Consider the following 18,456-nt stretch of genomic DNA (forward strand, 5'->3'; position numbering starts at 1 on the left):
CAGTGTCGAATTAACGCCAGTATATCAAAAAAAGATATGTTTGTATCTGTTTAGGCACTTATAATTCAAATTATTGATGTTATGATAAGATGAGCAAACAAAAAAGTTGATAGAAAAGGCAGGAGAATCATGATGCTAAAAGGGATTTCAAAGCTGATTTCACCGGAATTATTGAAAATATTAATGGAGATGGGACACTCCGATGAAATTATACTGGCGGACGGAAATTTTCCCGCTGCAAGCCATGCCCGGCGCCTGGTCCGCTGCGATGGACATTCCATTCCCGAGCTGCTGGAAGCGATTATGAAGCTGTTCCCGCTTGATGCTTATGTCGAGCGTCCGGCAGCGCTCATGCAGGTCGTGCCTGGCGATACCGTGGAGACGCCAATTTGGAAGCGGTATCACGAAATAATCGCGCCTCATGTGAATGTAGACAATCCTTTCGAGGAAGTAGAGCGCTTCGCTTTCTATGAGCGGGCCAAGCAGGCTTATGCGGTTATCGCCACAGGCGAAAGCGCACTGTACGCTAATTTGATCCTCAAGAAAGGTGTTATCACCGATGACCAGAATTGATGCCCATCAGCATTACTGGAATCTGGAGCGGATCGATTACGGCTGGCTGACGGAAAAAAGCTCACCGATTCTCTATCGGAATTACTCGCCGTCAGACCTCGAGCCGGAGCTGGAAGCTGCCGGAATGGACCGGACTATTCTGGTTCAGGCGGCGACCCATCATGAAGAGACGTATTATATGCTGGAGCTGAGCGAGCAGCATGAATCAATCGCCGGTGTTGTCGGCTGGCTGGACCTGAACGATCCGGACTGGGCAGCTGTTCTGGAGTCTTTCCGCTGTCATCCCAAGTTTCTCGGCTTCAGGCTGATGATTCAGGACATGCCGGAGCCAAGCGAAATTCTTCGTCCGAATGTGATTGAAGCGCTGCGCGAAATAGCGAAGATGGACCTGCCGGTCGATCTGGTGGCGATGTGGCACCAGCTTCCGGTTGTCCTTGAGCTGCTTAGGAATGTGCCTGGACTCCGCGTCGTGGTCGATCATCTGGCCAAACCTCAAATCAAAGCAGGCATCTTCGAGCCATGGGCCACCCAAATGCGCGAGATCGCAAGCTATCCCAAGATCTATTGCAAGCTCTCCGGACTTGTGACGGAAGCGGATCATGAGGCCTGGAAGCCGGAGGATTTCACGGCTTACGTCGCGCATATCGTGGATATTTTCGGTACAGACCGGATTATGTACGGCAGCGACTGGCCTGTGTGCCTGCTTGCCGGCAGTTATACGCAGGTTCATCAGCTGCTGGGCAAGGTGCTGCCGGATTCGCTGACAGAAGCTGAGCTTGAAGCGCTGTATGGGGGCAATGCCGCAGCATTTTATAGGCTCTAAATCATAAAATGACAGGTGAATTCCGCTTCCGCATTGTACAGCCGGTTTTTCATCGGACCTACTAGAATAAAAGCTCAAAGCAATGCGTTGCATTTCTGAACTTAGTGAAGGAGGCTTTCGTTTATGACAGGAACCAGACAGGGCAGTGAGGTCAAGGCGCTGGACAGAAGCGCGCTTGGCGCCGGGGAGAGAGCAGGATTCGATGCCATGAAGCAAAGCCCAGTGCGCATTGTTCAGATTGGTGAAGGTAATTTTCTGCGCGGCTTCGTCGATTGGATGGTGCATGAAATGCGCAAGCAGGGCAACTATGACGGAGCCATCGCAGTCTCGCAGCCGCGTCCATCGGGGAAGCCGAAGCTTGATCAGCTTGCGGCGCAGGATGGACTCTACACGCTTGTTGTCCGGGGGATCGAACAAGGCGCTCCGGTTGAACGGGTTGAGAGAATCGCCGTTTTCGGTGAATTTATCGACCCCTATACCCAGTGGGAGGCTTTCCTCGCATTGGCTGAGCAGCCGGAGCTTGAGGTGCTGGTGTCCAATACAACTGAAGCGGGATTAACCTATCAATTTACGGAAAGTTCGCTGGATAAGCCTGCCGTATCTTATCCGGCGAAGGTTACCGCTTTGCTCTACCGCCGTTTCGTTGCTTTTAACGGAGACCCCGATAAAGGCCTCTTGCTGCTGCCCTGCGAGCTTATTGAAGGCAACGGGGACGAACTGAAACGCTGTGTCCTGCAGCACAGCGCCGACTGGGAGCTCCCGGAGCCGTTCGTCGCCTGGGTTAGCGAGCATAACCGGTTCCTCAATTCCCTGGTTGATCGGATTGTCACCGGGTATCCAGGCGAAGAAGCCGAGCAGTGGCGTGAGCGGCTTGGGTATGAGGATAAGCTGCTCAGCTCTGCAGAGCCCTATTATTTGTGGGCGATTGAAGGCGAGGCGGAGCTGGAGAGCAAGCTTCCCCTGCAGGCATCCGGTCTTGGCGTGGTCTGGACCGATGACTTGAGGCCCTACCAGCTGCGCAAGGTGCGCATTCTGAACGGAGCGCATACGCTGATGACGCCGATCTCTCTGCTGCACGGTATTTCAGAGGTCAGGCCTGCGCTTGAGGATGCGGAGCTGGGTGCGTTTGTACGGGATGCCGTTAAGCTGGAAATTATTCCTTCACTGGCTTCCAAGATGGAGCCTTCGGTGACGATGGCCTACGCGGCAGATGTGTTCGAGCGGTTCGAGAATCCATATAACCGCCACAGGCTGCATGATATTGCCATGAACAGCATCAGCAAGTTCCGGGCAAGGCTGCTGCCTTCGCTTGAGGGCTATATTTCCGCTCATGACGGGAAGCTGCCTGAGCGCATTGTGAAAGCGCTGGCTCATCTGCTTCGATTGTATAAGGTGCAGCTGGTGGAGGAGCAGTTCGTGGGCAGACGCTTTGACGGTTCATCATATACGGTCCGCGATGACCGCGCGGCTCTGGACCTTCTGGCTGATGCGTGGGGCCGTTATGAGACGGGAGCGCTCGACCGCAAGCAGCTGGTGGAGGAACTGCTGGGATCCGCCCTGCTGTGGAATAAACCGTTAAATGAAATACCGGGACTGACGGATGCGATTGTCGGTCAATTGAATGAAATGAAGGAGGAATCCGCATGAGTGACTATATCAAACTGAGCCCAAGCGATCATGTCATGATTGCGCTGCGCGATCTGCAGCAGGGGGAAACGGTGCAGGCGGGTCAAAGCGGAGGAGCGGCTGTCACCGTTCTGGATCCTGTACCCAAAGGGCATAAGCTGCTCGTAAAACCCGTGTCCCAGGGAGACGATGTGCTCAAATTCGGTTATTCCATCGGCAAAGCGAAAGAAGCCATCGAGGCGGGGCACTGGGTGCATACGCATAATCTGGAGACGGGGCTGCGGGGGAAGCTGGAGTATGTTTATTCACCGGCAGCAACGGCAGCAGCGAGTGAGAATGAGCCGCCCGCTCCCGGGGAGCTGACATTCCAGGGATATGTGCGGGATAACGGCGAGGTCGGAATCCGCAATGAAATCTGGATTTTGAATACGGTCGGCTGCATCAACAAGACTTGCGAGGTTCTTGCAAAAATGGCCTCGGCCGAGCACGGCGAGCGCGTCGATGGCGTGTTTCATTTCGCGCATCCTTACGGCTGCTCGCAGCTGGGTGACGATCTCAAATATACCCAGCAGCTGCTTGCTTCCCTGGCTAATCACGGCAACGCCGGCGGCGTTCTCGTAGTTGGTCTTGGCTGTGAGAACAATCAGATTGATCTGTTCAAAGAAGTGCTCGGCGAATACGATCCGAACCGGGTCAAATTTATGCGTTCCCAGGATGTATCGGATGAGCTGGAGACGGGGATGGAGCTGATCGGCGAGCTTGTCGAGTATGCGTCCAAATTCGAGCGGCAGCCGGTTCCGGTATCCAAGCTGAAAATCGGGCTCAAATGCGGCGGCTCCGACGGCCTCTCCGGCATTACGGCCAATCCGCTTGTAGGTGCGCTCTCCGACCGCGTGATCGCCCAGGGCGGGACGGCCATTCTTACGGAGGTGCCGGAGATGTTCGGCGCGGAGACGATCCTTATGAACCGTGCCAGCGATGAAGGCGTATTTCATAAAATCGTGGATCTGGTCAACGATTTCAAGCAATATTTTATCAATCACGGCCAGGATATTTATGAGAATCCGTCGCCGGGCAACAAGGCTGGCGGGATCTCGACGCTGGAGGAGAAATCGCTGGGCTGTACGCAGAAGGGCGGACACGCAACGGTTATGGACGTAGTGCCTTATGGCAAACGGATCACATCGCATGGTCTGAATCTGCTGGAGGCGCCGGGTAATGATCTGGTGTCCGTTACGGCTTTGTCGGCTGGAGGCGCGCATATCGTCCTCTTCACGACAGGAAGGGGAACGCCGTTCGGCGGTCCTGTGCCAACGGTCAAAATCTCCACCAATTCCGAGCTCGCCGCGCATAAGCGCAACTGGATTGATTTTAATGCGGGGCAGCTCCTGGAAGGCAAGAATATGGAGGGCTTATCGGGCGAGCTGCTTGATTACTTGCTGCAGGTGGCATCCGGCGACCAGCAAACGCGGAACGAACGCAACGGCTACCGGGAAATCGCGATTTTCAAGGACGGCGTTATTCTATAGGAATTCATGGGGGGCTTGAACAGGATGCAGTACCGAAAACTTGGCTCAACGGGTCTTGATGTCTCGATTCTCAGCTTTGGTGCCTCCTCGCTGGGCTCCGTATTTCGCGATATTAATGAAGAGGAAGGTATTCGTACGGTGCATGCGGCCGTCGATGCCGGCATCAACTATATTGATGTTTCCCCTTACTATGGGCTGACCAAGGCGGAAACCGTCCTTGGCAAAGCGATCAGGCAGCTGCCGCGCGACCGTTTTCTGCTCTCCACCAAAGCGGGACGCTACGGGGTCGATACCTTCGATTTCTCAGCGAAGCGGATCCGTGAAAGCCTGGAAGAGAGCCTGCAGCGGCTGAACACGGATTATGTGGATATGCTGTTCCTGCATGATATGGAGTTCGAGTCGCTTGATATTATTGTGGAGGAAGGCATTCCCGAGCTTAACCGGTTGAAGGAGCAGGGAAAAATCCGTTATGCGGGGATTTCCGGTCTACCGCTGGATATCTTCCCGATGACGATCGACCGGGCCGGGGTGGATGTCATTCTTTCGTACTGCCACTATTCGCTGAATGATACGACGCTGCTTGGCCAGCTCCCCTATCTGGAGCAGCACTCGGTCGGTGTGGTCAATGCGTCACCGCTCTCAATGGGACTGCTCAGCAGCAGAGGGGTACCGGATTGGCATCTGGCCAGCCGGGAAATGAAGGATGTCTGCCGGCAGGCTGCGCTTTATTGTCAGGAGCAGGGCGTCGATATTGCCAAGCTTGCCGTTCAATTCTCTGTCAGCGAGGAGCGTATTCCGACGACGCTGATCAGCTCGGCTAATCCTGTCAACATCACGAACAATGTCCGCTGGGCGGAGGAGAAGCCCGATCCTGCGGTTTTGCAGGCGGTGCTGGAGATTCTCTCCCCGATTCAAGGCAAGACCTGGCCAAGCGGCAGGCCGGAATATAACCGTTCCATTAAAGTCTGATGGTCAGATAGCGGCGTTGCCCTAGTTGATGGATGGCAATAAGAGAGAGGTGCATACTACAATGAAAACCATTATTTGCGAGCGGCCGGACAGCCTGTACATGACGGAAACGGAAGCTCCAGCGTTTGTGCCGGGTGAGGCGCTGGTCCGGATCCGGAGAATCGGCATTTGCGGCACAGATATGCATGCTTACAGGGGCAATCAGCCCTTTTTCGAATACCCGCGTATTCTGGGACATGAATTGTCCGGCGTTGTGGAGCAGGTGGGAGATAATGCCAATGGACTGAAGGCAGGCGATCAGGTTGCCATCATTCCTTATCTGGCCTGCGGAAGCTGTATTGCCTGCCGGGGCGGAAAAACGAACTGCTGCATGAGCATGCAGGTGCTTGGCGTTCATCGGGACGGGGGAATGCGTGAGCTGATTTCAGTACCGACGACGCATCTGATCCGCACGGAAGGACTTACCCTCGATCAATCGGCGGTTGTGGAGCCGCTTGCTATTGGCGCCCATGCCGTGAGGCGGTCCGAGCTGAAGAGAGGTGAATTCGCCCTTGTGATCGGCGCCGGTCCGATCGGACTTGGCGTGATGGCTTTTGCCCGGGACCGGGGAGCAAGAGTGATCGCGATGGATGTGCATAACGACCGGCTCGATTTCTGCCGCAGCTGGGCCGGGGCCGAGTATACGATCAATGCGCTGGAGCAGCCGCTCGAGAAGCTGGCTGAAATCACGGGCGGCGAATTTCCAACGGTGGTGTTCGATGCTACGGGCAATGTCCGTTCGATGACCGATGCCTTCGGATATGTGGCGCATGGCGGCAAGCTTATCTTTGTCGGTTTGGTACGGGCGGATATAGCGTTTAACGATCCCGAGTTCCATAAACGTGAAATGACGTTGATGGGAAGCCGCAATGCGACGCCTGAGGATTTTGATACCGTGCTGGCTTCGGTTCGGAGCGGTGCAGTTGATGTGGAACGGTATATCACGCACCGGGCGCCTTTCGACCAGATGCTGGAGCATTTCCAGACCTGGCTGAAGCCTGAAAGCAGAGTAATCAAAGCCCTGGTTGAGCTTTAATGAAATACGGGTACTGATTCGAATGACGATTCCTGCAGTTTACCGCCTATATGCGGCTGGCTGCAGGAATTTTTATATGTTACATTTGCAGGACGAGAAGCTGGACTCCTTTTCCCGTCAGAGAATATCCGCTTTGAAGTTCAAGCAGCCCGGCCATCGTCATATCAGACCCTGCTATCCGCGGTGTGAAAGTGTAATTTTTCCTTTGGTTAGGCAGGAGGAACGGCTATCGAAGTGGAAGAAGGTTAAAGCCCCCTATATAATGAGGGGTAAATTGATTTTCAAAAAAATCGAGGTGGAAGACAATCCAATGGAACTCAGAAATTTGACGTTTGACGATTTTGATGCCAGTGTGGATTTATCCCAGTATGCTTTTCAATATTCCGTGACTGCCGAACAGCGGGAGGAGCGGCGCAGCCGGTTCAAGCCTGAGCAGGTTTGGGGGATTTTTGACCATGACAAGCTGGAGGCGCAGCTGACAGTGATACCCTTGCAATTGTACATACAGGGCAGGGTGTTCGAAATGGGCGGCATCGCTGGCGTTTCCTCGTGGCCGGAGCACAGGCGGCGCGGGAATGTCGCTTTACTGATCCGGCATGCGCTTCTTCAGATGAGAGAGAAGGGGACGAGTATCTCCTGTCTGGCTCCATTCTCGTTTGGCTTCTACAGGAAATATGGCTGGGAGACGTATACCGATTATAAAAAATACACCATTGAGACTGCGCTTTTTCCGCAGCGTGTTCAGGTGGAGGGAAGAGTGAGTCTGGAGGACGCGGATATCCCGCTGCTATCCCGTTTGTACGAGGCCTATGCGTCCCGTTATAACGGAACCTTGCAGCGCAGCGAACGGTGGTGGAAGGACTCTGTACTCAGCCGCAAGAAAGGGTATACTGCGGTCTATTACCGTGCGGATGGTGAAGCGGCAGGCTATCTGCTTTACGAGATCGAACAGCGCGTGCTGACCATTCATGAAATGGTTTATGAGAATGAACAGGCCCGTCAGGCACTTTGGACCTATCTCGCCAGTCACGATTCCATGGTGGAAAAGGCGGTTCTGAACGCGCCGATGGATGATGCGCTGCCCTTCCTGCTGTCCAATCCGAGGATTGGGCAGGAAATCGTTCCGTATTTTATGGCGCGCATTGTCGATACGGCTGCGTTTGTGAAGCAGTACGCTTTTGGCGCGTCGGGCAGCGATACAACGCTGACGCTGCAGTTGAATGATCAGCACGCCCCCTGGAACGAAGGGCTATGGAGCCTGTCGGTATCTGCGGAAGGCAGCGGGACGATGGAGCTGCTCTCATCCGATGATGGCGCCGCTGCCGACCTGGCATGCGATATCAGCACATGGTCAGCCTTGATGATGGGCTACCGCAGCCCCGTTGAGCTGCATCGGCACGGGAGGCTCACCGGTTCACAGGAAGCGGCCAGGCAGCTGGAAGCCATTATTCAAGCGCGCCAAACCTATTTAATGGATTTTTTCTGATACGTGCGGGGGTTTAACATGTCACCGAAATAGTAGAGACAAAAATCCAATTCAACCGGCTATAACGAGCCATCCGGACGAGCTCGAAATTTTCGAATAAATTATCGTTTCATGAGATGGCGATCAATTATGCAGCTTCCTGTTTTGACAGGAGGCTGTTTTTTTGAAAATATAAGAATGTATATCATTCCCTCATACTATTGCAACTAATTTTGAAGGAATAAATTAGCTTAGCTGCAAGGACGGTAGACAGCCCCTCTCCTTGTCTTAAAGAGGTTGATAAAGTTTCACGTCTATCTATTTCTATAAGGTCTCAGGGAAGAATCTAACTGGGTCACCAAAAGGTAGCGTCAGCAGGTCTTCTATTGTGTATGCTGCCAGAGCGGAATGCTTGTCTGCCATGGGGGTCACAGGGACCTAATCTTTTCGTTCAGCAGATCCTTATTTACTATATAGCCATGTATTCGTTTTGTACCTTTATACGCCGGGTTTAGGGTATGCTTGGTCACCATGCTCCGCAGGATCGATCGGGCTTTATCCTGCTGGATATTCAAATAATGGCATACATCCTTGGTTTGTAAAGCAGAAGATGTTCGCAGAGCCAATTTTAGAACAGCGGATTCAAGCAAATCGGCCATATTTGATTGATTTGGGCGGTCACTGCCGTTAAACCATGTACCCATAAACTGCTGCAAGCAGCTGTTCACACATTCGAGGCTTCTCGTTTACATCGTCGTATGAAAAGCGTAGGATGCGCCAACCGTCGATTATCAGAAAGTTCTGACGCATTAACGAATCGGAAAACTGCCATCGGCTTGTTTTGCTTGAATGTGGGCCGTATCCATCGATTTCGATTGCCAGCCGCAGGGGAAACCGGATAAAAGCAAAATCCAGAAAGCGCGACCCATCGCGAAAATCAGAAACCTCATATTCGGGATGCAGGTTCTCAAACTCGCCAAAGGCAGGGTACCATACCTTCTCCAGAAACAGCTTTTCAGCGTGGCCATGACCTTCAGCTAACCTTTGCTCCCGTTCCCCGCTTCTACAATTCAAGTGTTTTTCCATCCATGAACGATAAACTGGTAAAAAAGCCACACCCATCACCCTCCCGGAAATAAAAAAACCGCTAATCAACGACGCAGGACGTCGTTCCAATTAGCGGTGTGTGCTTCACAACCTATGAACCAAATATATTAGAATTTTACTACAAATGCAGGCTGATAATCAATTTATTTTCCTTCTTTATTGCAGAAAGTGTCGCAGGAGCGATCGAATGGTGACGCAGCAAGGTTTTTCCGGTTTAGAGCGGGGGAAATTGAGGTTTAGGATGCTGGAAGCCGGATATTCCTCACTAGAGCGACAGAACTTCCTCACTAGACTGGCAGAGCTTCATTGCGACCTGAACAAATAGGCAGCAAGGTTTTCCAGGCTAACCTCCTTTGGTTGAGGGGCCAGAGGCCCAGGGCGAGTGAACAGTGGCGATGACAAAAGGCCGGATATAAAGCGAGGTTCCGGGCTCTGAAGGAACCCAGTCCTGATCCGCCGCGACCAGCTGCTGCAGGGCGTCAAGCGCAGCCTCCTCGTCAAGCGGCGGAATCCCCAGACGCCCGGCGGAGCCGACGTAATAAGAATATCGTACACGCCGTATAAAAGCTTACTAGGCGTATGCGGCCAAACAGCGTTTGCGACACGAAACGCCATAAGCAGCTGCATCACAATTAGATGAAATATTCAGAAAACATGCCACATTTTAACAATATCTTCATGTTAGCTTGATAATCACTTTACATTGGGACTTTATAATCAGTTTGTACATAAGAATAGTGTTCTGGGAGGATGAGAGACCCGGCGAGCGACGGAGGCTGGGGTGGTCGGCAATTTTAAAAATTAGACAACATACAAAAAAACGTGATCCAGAAAGGTGATACGAGCCCAAATGTCAATGAAAAAAACGCTTGTTATTACTGCAATTGCAGCAGCTGTTTCCACCTCCGCAGTCGGTGTCGTTTCGGCAGCCCAAGCTCAACAAATCGTGGCTACTCAGCAATCCCTGATTTCCATCAATGATAATTCAGTAAACGTACGTTCGGTTATGCTGAATGGCCAGACGTTATTATCGCTGCGTGATCTTGGTACGGCAGCAGGCATTTATTTTGAAGAGAACGGAAGAGGAATCACCGCCATTTACAGTGAGCATATGGCTACGCTGAGCGGTTCTTCAAAAGAAGTTTCAGTGGACGGATCCGTAATCCAGCTGCAGAACGCAATAGAGAACGTCAACAACTCCTACTACATCACGCTTGAGGATTTCGCAAGCGCATTTGGCGCGGAAACGACAGTTGACAGCGCTGGACAAGTATCGATCAGCACGGTTCAACTGGTGAAGGATATCAACCGTACGGTCTGGATCGACTCCTCCCGCTTGTTGGCTTCACAGATCACTGACGATGGCAGAACAGATTATGTCGTTGACGCGGCAACTGGCGCCTACACGGAATTGTTGAAATCGACGGACGCTTCTGATCTGGTTGTAGCTCCAAACGGACAAAAAGCGGCTTATACGCTTGAAACCGGAGAAGTTTACACGGTTGATCTGAGCACCAAACAGGCAAGCGTGGTTTCTTCCGACCAATCGATCAAGCCTGAACTGGTATGGGCAGCCGACAGCTCGGCTATCTATTTCCTGCAAGGGGACAAGGGCAGCATCATCTCCAAATTGAATCTTGCAGATGGCGCGATCACGAATCTCCTGGACGACAAGGTTGATTATAAAGCCAACCTGAATGTATCCGCGGATGGCAAACAATTCTATTACACCGTTACGAAGCCCGGCGCTGTTACAGCTGATGCCAACAAGCCGGTTGAAGAGGATGACGTAGCCATTGATATGACGGGTACGGAGCCGCAAATCTTCACGTACGATTCTTCGGTTAAAGACAGCAAGCCAGTGGGCCTGACGACAGCGGCAGATGATAAAATCTTTGTCGGTACTGCAGCAGACGGCAGCAAGGCTTTCTATGTAAGCATTGAAGAAGGCAAACCGTCTTCATTGGTTTCCATCGCCAAGGATAAAACAGCGGCCAAGCTGGTTGATGACAAGGATGTTCTCCAAGCCGTCATGGCGGGCAGCAAAATCTATGCCGTTGTAGATAACAACGACAGTGAGCTTGTTTATGAAATCGATACTGCAACGGGTGCGAAAACAGAGCTTTACACGATTCCAAGCAGCGTAACGGATCTGCTGGCTGCATCCGGTACTTCGGTAGCTGTAGTTGCGGATGGTCAAGTGTCGGTTAATCAAAACGGTCAATGGAAGAAAGTAACCCAATAATGAATACGGGCCCTGTGTCCGAGAGGAGATTGCATTTAATATGAAAACGAAATTGTTCAAAAATATCGCGTTTACCGCGATTGCCCTGACTGTAGCCTTTGGTTCGGTATCCGTAGCAAGCGCAGCCAGCAAACTTAGCGGCAAAATTGTTATCAACGGTTCATCCGCCCTTCTTCCCCTTACGCTTCAAGCAGCCAATGAATTCAAGAAATTGAATCCAAAGGTAAAAATCGCGGCTTCCGCTGCCGGCTCCGTAACAGGCCCGCAATCGGTCCGCAAAGGCATCGCCGATATCGGCGCTGTTGACTGGGACGCTTCCACAGACGTACCGGGCTTCAAAAAATTCGATGGCCAAGTACCGAACAAGGTTGCCGTTATTCCTTTCGCGGCTGTTACGAACAGCGGCGTGAAAGTACCTGACCTGACAACAAAACAACTGCAGGATATCTTCTCGGGTAAAGTAACGAACTGGAAAGACGTTGGCGGTGCTGATTCCAAAATCGTCGTCGTTAACCGTGCATTCGGATCGGGAACTCGAGTTAACTTCCAAATTAAAGCACTGAACGGTACTGATTTCATGACCAAAGGCGACAACTACAAAGAAGTAAAATCAAGCGGCGATATGAAAACGGCCATCGAAACAACACCGGGCGCAATCGGCTACATCGACCTTGTTTATGTAACAAGCAAAATGACGGCTGTTAAAATCAACGGTACTGCACCAACAGAAGCAAACGTCATTAATGGTTCTTACAAAGTGTGGGGCTATGGCTACTACATGACTAAAGGCCAACCGACAGGCGCTACTAAAGCATTCATCGATTACGTACAAAGCAAAACGTTCCAAAACGGTTCGCTGAAGAAGCTTAAATTCATTCCGCTCGCAGCCATGAAAAACGTAAAATAAACGTACAATCGGGATAGAACGGCGAAAAGAAGCCAGCATCCGGCGCTACTTGCGGCGAGGCTGGCTTCTCTTCATGAAAAATGACGAAAGGATGACCCTGATATGCTTGAAGCGCCTTCTTCCAGCCAGGCTTTCACCGGCGCCGATTTGGGAAAAAGTCTCAAATCCAGTTCTGCCGGCGCATTCGACCGCAAGACCAGACTATCGTTTTACAACAAAACCTTCAAACTCATCTGCATCGCATGCGCAGTCTTCGTTTGCCTGATCCTCTTTACAATCCTGTTCTTCATGGGACGAACCGGCATTCTGACTTTTCAAACCGTGTCGCCGCTCACCTTCTTCTTCTCCTCGGAATGGGTACCGGAGAATGAGCAGTACGGAGCGTTTATTTTCATCTTCGGGACGCTTGCTTTAACCTTTCTGACAATGCTGATCTCCGTTCCGATCTCGGTTATTATTGCGATCTTCCTTGCGGAATTGACGCCTGCCTGGCTGAAAACCGGTCTGCGCCCCATTATGGATCTGCTCGTCGGCATTCCCTCTGTCGTATACGGCTTTCTGGGTTTAACGATACTTATCCCTATGCTTCGCAGCTTGACAGGCACCAGCTTGGGAGACGGATTGCTCGCCGCTGCCATCGTGCTGACGATTATGGTGCTCCCGACCATCAGCCGGATTACCGATGATTCCATCGTGTCCGTACCCAAGAAATACCGCGATGCTTCCTACGCGCTAGGAGCAACCCGTTTCCAGACAATCTTCAAGGTTGTGCTGCCTGCAGCAAAAAGCGGGATTATGTACGCGGTCATTCTGGGAATGGCGCGGGCGATCGGCGAGACGATGGCAGTGGTGATGGTTATCGGAAACACGCCTCAGCTGGCTAACGCCTTGTTCAAGCCGACAGCCGTTCTCACCAGCAATATCGTCATGCAGATTTCCAATGTGCCGTTCGATTCCACCTGGAACTATGCGCTTTATATGATGGGTTTTCTGCTGCTTATCATTTCGCTGATTATGATCATTCTCGTTCGTGTCATTCAGCGTAAAGGAGCGAAGTCATAATGAAACCGGAAATCAAGCCGGCAGGCAATCCATTCGCTTCGCGTAAAAGCATGAATCACATCAACAACCGCATTTTTACGCTGGTCGTATGGTGCGTAGGAATCGTCACCGTCCTGTTTATTCTGGGCCTGTTGTTCCTCATTCTACAGAAGGGCATACCCAAACTGGATTGGGGCTTTCTCGTAGGCCTTCCCAGTGAGATCGACGAAGGCGGGGGAATCGGTCCGACCTTGTTCAATTCCTTCTATGTTCTGATCATCTCGCTGATTATCTCTATTCCGCTGGGGATGGCAGCCGGTATTTATCTTTCGGAATTCGCCCCGGATAATAAATTTATCGCCTTTGTCCGTATTTGCGTTGAAGGTCTGGCATCTGTTCCTTCTATTATATTCGGTTTGTTCGGGATCGCGGTTTTCGTAGAAGCTTTTCAAATCGGTTTGACGATAATCGGCGGCGCGGTCAGTCTGGCTTTTTTGAATTTGCCTGTTCTGACCCGTGTCACCGAGGAAGCGATCAGAGCGGTTCCGCAGGAAATGAAGACGGCATCCTTCGCCCTTGGCGGCACGCATCTGCAGACAATCCGCCGTGTTCTTGTGCCTGTTGCGCTGAACGGCATTATCACCGGGATTTGTCTGGTGGCTGGCAGAGCATTTGGTGAAAGCGCGGTAATCATTCTGACAGCAGGCGTCTCGACTTCAGGCGAAATGTGGGATTTCAGTTTATTTTCTCCCGGTGAAACACTTGCCGTGCATTTGTGGTATGTCCAGTCGGAGGCGATTGTTCCGGATGCGACGGAAATTGCGGAGAAGGCAGCGGCGGTGCTTGTGTTTGTCGTGCTTCTGATCAATTTGTTCTTCCGTGTTCCGCTATGGATAAATTCCCGCAAAATGCGATAGCTCCCAAGTTTATTTTTAGAAACAAAACGTATCTGGAAGGCAAGCTTATCGTATGAAATGCATACTGTAAAACGGAAAAGCTGTCCTGCAGGGCGGCTTATTTCCGTATGTATTTGGAAAATACCAGCTTGGTTCTGAAGAAGGTCATCTGTGCTCGTCACCATTGAATGGGTCTAAAGACTCATAATAACTTCAATTTCTTGATTTATTCGACATAAATCGGGATAAAACCGTTGTTATTTGACATAGACTTTACATTTCAATGCATCAACGATAATCCTTTCTTCCTATAGTATAGCTATAGAATGATTCATGAGGAGGAGCACGTGATGTCAACGACATACATGGAAGCTTTGGAAGAACCGTCAGTTGTGACCGGCCAGCCTATGCAGCGGAATCAGGAATGGCTGGAATTCATTAGAACAGCTCCGGTTGTATATGCCTCTCATACCTGCCAGGAGGTCATTCAGCAGTTTGGTTCGCAGCCGGATTGCGACTGCGTGATTGTATGCGACGATGCCCGCAAGCCAAGGGGACTTGTGATGAAACGGAATTTAACCGTCATACAGACCCACCGTTTCGGCAGAGAATTATATTACAACCGCTCCATTGTGAAGCTTATGGATGCCCATCCACTCATCATAGACATACATACCTCGCCCCAGAAGCTGCTGGACCTTGCGCTTGGACGGGACGAGAAAACCTTATACGATTGTGTTATTGTTACGGATCAGGAGCATCTGACAGGCATTTTGTCGGTTGCTGATCTGCTTCATCTATCCCGTTTGATGCAGCGGCTGAGCATCGAATCGCAAATTCGTACCGTTCATGGAGCAGAATCCATGATCAAGGAGATTGACCAATCAGTCGTTCGTGTGCTGAGTGCCTCGGAGCAAGGGGAAAAAATGTCCGAGACTATGGTGGACCTGACCTTGAAGGGCAAGAAAGAGCTGGACAAAGTAACGGCTGCCTTCCGCAGCTTGAATGACAACACGACCAGGCAGGAAGGCCAGATTGGCGAGCTTCAGGAGCGTGCAAGCTCGATCAGTTCGGTGTCCAAGCTTATCCGGGATCTTGCCGACCAATGCAATTTGCTTGCCGTGAACGCCACGATCGAAGCGGCGCGTGCGGGCGAGCATGGAAGAGGATTTGCCGTGGTTGCCAATGAAGTCCGCCAGCTGGCGACGCAGACCAAGCAATCCGCGGATCAAATCAATTCGCTGATCCGGTCGATTCTGGAATCTGTGAAGCAATCGGTGGAGCTGGTTGGAGCGGGGCGGGCAAATGCCTTGTCGAGCCAGTCCAATGTGGAGGCAGCTTTTGAAGTATTTGACCAGCTGTTTCAAGCAGCGGCGAACAACAGCAGGAGCGCCAAGGACATAGGAGCGCTGTCCAATCAGGCTTACAACCAGTCCGAAAGTGTCATCCGGGAAATGCAGCAGCTCAAGAACGAAATGCAGCTGGGACAATAAATTTAATATGGCGTTAACAAAACCATCAAACAACTTTTACAAATTGCCTATACAATACTACTATTGATGTGGACGTGTGTCCACGACACGGAGGAGTCCGCCATGCAAGCATTAATCGATATTCAAAAATTGAATTTGTATTACGGAACCTTCCATGCGCTCAAAGATGTATCAATGGACATCCCGGAGAAGGCCATCACTGCTTTCATCGGGCCTTCCGGCTGCGGGAAGTCTACGCTTCTGCGCACGTTAAACCGGATGAACGACATGATTGCAGGAACACGCATTGAAGGCCGCATCTCGGTTGGCGGCGCCGACATCTATTCCAATGAAGTTGATGTCGAGACGCTTCGCAAAAAGGTCGGTATGGTGTTCCAGCAGCCCAATCCGTTTCCCAAGTCGATTTATGACAATGTGGCTTACGGACCCCGCCTGCACGGCATCCGCAATAAACAGAAGCTGGACGAAATCGTCGAGACAAGCCTTCGTTCGGCAGTCCTTTGGGAAGAAGTGAAGGATTATCTGAAGCGTTCGGCGCTGAGTCTGTCCGGCGGACAGCAGCAGCGGCTGTGCATTGCAAGAGCGCTTGCGGTTAACCCCGACATTCTGCTTATGGATGAGGCGACATCTGCCCTTGACCCCATCTCTACCCTGAAAATTGAAGAGCTGGCCCAGGAGCTTAAAGACAGATACACCATTGTAATGGTCACGCACAACATGCATCAGGCGGCTCGTGTTTCGAATCAGACCGTTTTCTTTTTGAATGGCGAGGTCGTAGAATTCTCGGATACGGAGAAGCTGTTCTCCAATCCTCGCGACCAAAGAACGGAAGATTATATAAGCGGACGGTTCGGCTAAGATAAAGGAGAGCATGCCATTATGATGACCCAAAGAAAAGAATTTGATTTAGGACTTGATGAACTAAAATCGCATATCGTTGAAATGGGTAAACGTGTAGAAAAGGCAATCGGCGATTCCATGCAGGCGCTGGAGAATGTGGACGTTACGGAAGCCAAGCGTCTGATTGCCGAGGATAAGGAATTGAATAAGATCGAGGATAAAATATCCGAGCTCGGCGCCAAGCTGATCGCTACGCAGCAGCCCGTGGCCAAGGATCTGAGACGAATTCTCGTTGCCTTCAAAATCGCCAGCGACCTGGAGCGGATGGGCGATCTGTCCGTCGATGTCGCGAAAGCGGTTGTGCGTCTGGAAGGTCAGGTTCTTATTAAGCCTCTGATCGATTTGCCCCGCATGGCGGAAATCGTGCAGATGATGACGCGGGAATCGATTCAGGCTTTTATACAGGAAAATACAGATTTGGCTTATAAAATGGCCAAAGACGACGATCTGGTGGATGCTTTATATTCCCAAATTATTCGCGAGCTGTTCACCATCATGATGGAAAATCCGAAAACCATCTCGCAAGCGAACCTGCTCAGCTTTGTCGGACGCTACATCGAGCGTTTTGCGGATCATGCGACGAACATCGGAGAATGCGTGGTTTATCTGGTTACCGGATCGCGTCCGGACCTGAACTCTTAATTCCGCTTCCTTCGACGGCTTTAACGTGGACACATTAGAAGATATAAAGGCTATCCTAAAGTCATTTGACCTGACAGGATAGTCTTTTTTTAATATGAATAGGCAAGCTCTACACATCCGCTTCGGGCAGAGACATGCTCATGCGCAGTTTATCGATCAAATAAGGCATGAGCTGCGGACGGGGAAAATCAGTGCGCCACGCGGCATACAGCTTCCAGGAAGGCAGCTTGCCGGGAAGTCTTATGAATGGAACACCGCCCTGCGCCTGCCGGTTGACCCTCGAAGGCAGGATGCACAGGCAGCCTCCGGAGCGGACCGCATCCAGAGCAAAATCGACGCGATCGGTCAGTTGTTCAATCTGCAGCGTGACCTGTTCGTCTTTTTCCCATTGTCTTACAATTTTCATTAATGAAGGTTCCTCCAGCAGGGTGAATGGATGACCGCTCAGCCGGTATGAGCCCGGCCCGGAATAGCGCGTTAATGGATGATCGCGCGGGATCATCAGGGCCAGCTCGTCTTCGGCTACGGGCTCGCACGACAAGCTTGCGTTATCGACCCATTGACCGCTTAATACCAGGTCCACGCTTCCGTCTTCCAGCAGGGCATGAAGCTCACTCTCTCCTCCGGTTCTGATGGACAGCAGCAGGTCGCCGGGCACCTGAGAGAGCCGGAAACCACCTGATTGGAGCACGAGGGAAGCGGCGAGATCCGTGCAGCCGATAATAAACTGGTTTTTGCCCGTCTGGCGGAGTGTTTGCAGTCGGGCCTGAGCCTCCCCGTAGATATGATCAATTTGCTGCGCGTAGTGATGAAGCGTCTTGCCGGCTTCGGTCAGCAGCACCTTGCCGGTCTTCATCTCGAACAGCGGAATTCCCCATTCTTCCTCCATCTTCTTCATATGAAAGCTTACTGTCGGCTGTTTGAGATCCAGCTCATCGGCAACCGCAGTGACTTTTTTAAGCCTGTCCAGCAGCACAATAATCTTCATCCTTAATATACTCATGACGATGAAGCCCCTTCATTTTAAATTTATAGATTAAATATATAATATGCCTCACCATTATACAATAATTCTATTCATTTTTAGCATAGCGTTAACACTTAGAAAATATCAGATTAACACCAGCGACCTATAATGAGTTTGTAAATCAAATAACCGTGCGAA

At 51.3% G+C, this 18,456-nt stretch carries 16 protein-coding genes and 1 pseudogene; 14 read left to right on the forward strand and 3 right to left on the reverse strand.

The window, feature by feature from the left end; translation table 11 throughout:
* Nucleotides 1-132: 132 nt before the first annotated feature.
* From fucU to AC0YNV_RS18440, 7 genes are all read left to right on the forward strand, one after another.
* Nucleotides 133-573, forward strand: coding sequence for an L-fucose mutarotase (gene fucU, locus AC0YNV_RS18410; protein WP_475769374.1), 441 nt, complete (start codon nt 133-135; stop codon nt 571-573).
* Nucleotides 560-1,396, forward strand: a complete 837-nt coding sequence (locus AC0YNV_RS18415) for an amidohydrolase family protein (RefSeq protein ID WP_475769331.1) — start codon at nt 560-562, stop codon at nt 1,394-1,396. Before fucU ends, AC0YNV_RS18415 begins: the two co-directional genes overlap by 14 nt.
* A 123-nt stretch (nt 1,397-1,519) precedes the next feature.
* On the forward strand, nt 1,520-3,043 hold the full coding sequence (locus AC0YNV_RS18420) for a tagaturonate reductase (protein ID WP_475769332.1): 1,524 nt from the start codon (nt 1,520-1,522) through the stop codon (nt 3,041-3,043).
* Complete coding sequence (locus AC0YNV_RS18425) at nt 3,040-4,551, forward strand: UxaA family hydrolase (protein WP_475769333.1); 1,512 nt, start codon at nt 3,040-3,042, stop codon at nt 4,549-4,551. The genes AC0YNV_RS18420 and AC0YNV_RS18425 overlap by 4 nt, the downstream gene beginning before the upstream one ends.
* 24 nt (nt 4,552-4,575) lie before the next feature.
* The gene (locus AC0YNV_RS18430) at nt 4,576-5,520 is read left to right on the forward strand and encodes an aldo/keto reductase (protein ID WP_475769334.1); all 945 of its coding nucleotides are present in this window, start codon (nt 4,576-4,578) and stop codon (nt 5,518-5,520) included.
* A 61-nt stretch (nt 5,521-5,581) separates the two neighbouring features.
* Nucleotides 5,582-6,595 (forward strand): zinc-binding alcohol dehydrogenase family protein, encoded by a 1,014-nt coding sequence (locus AC0YNV_RS18435; protein ID WP_475769335.1) that lies wholly within the window; start codon nt 5,582-5,584, stop codon nt 6,593-6,595.
* Nucleotides 6,596-6,905: 310 nt separating this feature from the next.
* Nucleotides 6,906-8,081 carry a GNAT family N-acetyltransferase gene (locus AC0YNV_RS18440; protein WP_475769336.1) on the forward strand — a complete coding sequence of 392 codons (1,176 nt, stop codon included), beginning with the start codon at nt 6,906-6,908 and terminating at the stop codon, nt 8,079-8,081.
* Nucleotides 8,082-8,747: 666 nt separating this feature from the next.
* On the opposite strand, the gene AC0YNV_RS18445 is transcribed toward AC0YNV_RS18440, so the two are convergent.
* Both AC0YNV_RS18445 and AC0YNV_RS18450 read right to left on the reverse strand, forming a co-directional pair.
* Complete coding sequence (locus tag AC0YNV_RS18445; RefSeq protein ID WP_475769337.1) at nt 8,748-9,176, reverse strand: hypothetical protein; 429 nt, start codon at nt 9,174-9,176, stop codon at nt 8,748-8,750.
* A gap of 379 nt (nt 9,177-9,555) precedes the next feature.
* Nucleotides 9,556-9,681: pseudogene (locus AC0YNV_RS18450) on the reverse strand (branched-chain amino acid aminotransferase); the annotation flags it as partial.
* A 336-nt stretch (nt 9,682-10,017) separates the two neighbouring features.
* On the opposite strand from AC0YNV_RS18450, the gene AC0YNV_RS18455 reads away from it, so the two are divergent.
* The 7 genes from AC0YNV_RS18455 (at nt 10,018) to phoU (ending at nt 17,291) form a co-directional block, all read left to right on the forward strand.
* Nucleotides 10,018-11,412: a stalk domain-containing protein gene (locus AC0YNV_RS18455; RefSeq protein WP_475769338.1), complete on the forward strand. Its 1,395-nt coding sequence runs from the start codon at nt 10,018-10,020 to the stop codon at nt 11,410-11,412.
* Between the two features lie 40 nt (nt 11,413-11,452).
* Nucleotides 11,453-12,319 (forward strand): phosphate ABC transporter substrate-binding protein, encoded by an 867-nt coding sequence (locus AC0YNV_RS18460; RefSeq protein ID WP_210037409.1) that lies wholly within the window; start codon nt 11,453-11,455, stop codon nt 12,317-12,319.
* 102 nt (nt 12,320-12,421) lie between these two features.
* On the forward strand, nt 12,422-13,381 hold the full coding sequence (gene pstC, locus AC0YNV_RS18465) for a phosphate ABC transporter permease subunit PstC (protein WP_475769339.1): 960 nt from the start codon (nt 12,422-12,424) through the stop codon (nt 13,379-13,381).
* Nucleotides 13,381-14,277, forward strand: a complete 897-nt coding sequence (gene pstA / locus AC0YNV_RS18470) for a phosphate ABC transporter permease PstA (protein ID WP_475769340.1) — start codon at nt 13,381-13,383, stop codon at nt 14,275-14,277. The genes pstC and pstA overlap by 1 nt, the downstream gene beginning before the upstream one ends.
* Before the next feature lie 329 nt (nt 14,278-14,606).
* A complete protein-coding gene (locus AC0YNV_RS18475; protein ID WP_475769341.1) occupies nt 14,607-15,749 on the forward strand; it encodes a methyl-accepting chemotaxis protein in 1,143 nt (380 codons plus the stop codon).
* A gap of 102 nt (nt 15,750-15,851) precedes the next feature.
* Nucleotides 15,852-16,607 carry a phosphate ABC transporter ATP-binding protein PstB gene (gene pstB / locus AC0YNV_RS18480; RefSeq protein ID WP_379112820.1) on the forward strand — a complete coding sequence of 252 codons (756 nt, stop codon included), beginning with the start codon at nt 15,852-15,854 and terminating at the stop codon, nt 16,605-16,607.
* A gap of 24 nt (nt 16,608-16,631) precedes the next feature.
* Nucleotides 16,632-17,291 (forward strand): phosphate signaling complex protein PhoU, encoded by a 660-nt coding sequence (gene phoU, locus AC0YNV_RS18485; protein WP_475769375.1) that lies wholly within the window; start codon nt 16,632-16,634, stop codon nt 17,289-17,291.
* A 109-nt stretch (nt 17,292-17,400) separates the two neighbouring features.
* Here phoU and AC0YNV_RS18490 read toward each other — a convergent pair whose 3' ends face one another.
* Nucleotides 17,401-18,294, reverse strand: a complete 894-nt coding sequence (locus AC0YNV_RS18490; protein WP_475769342.1) for a LysR family transcriptional regulator — start codon at nt 18,292-18,294, stop codon at nt 17,401-17,403.
* Nucleotides 18,295-18,456 lie beyond the last annotated feature (162 nt).

The sequence above is a fragment of the Paenibacillus sp. JT31N11 genome, assembly GCF_056269285.1.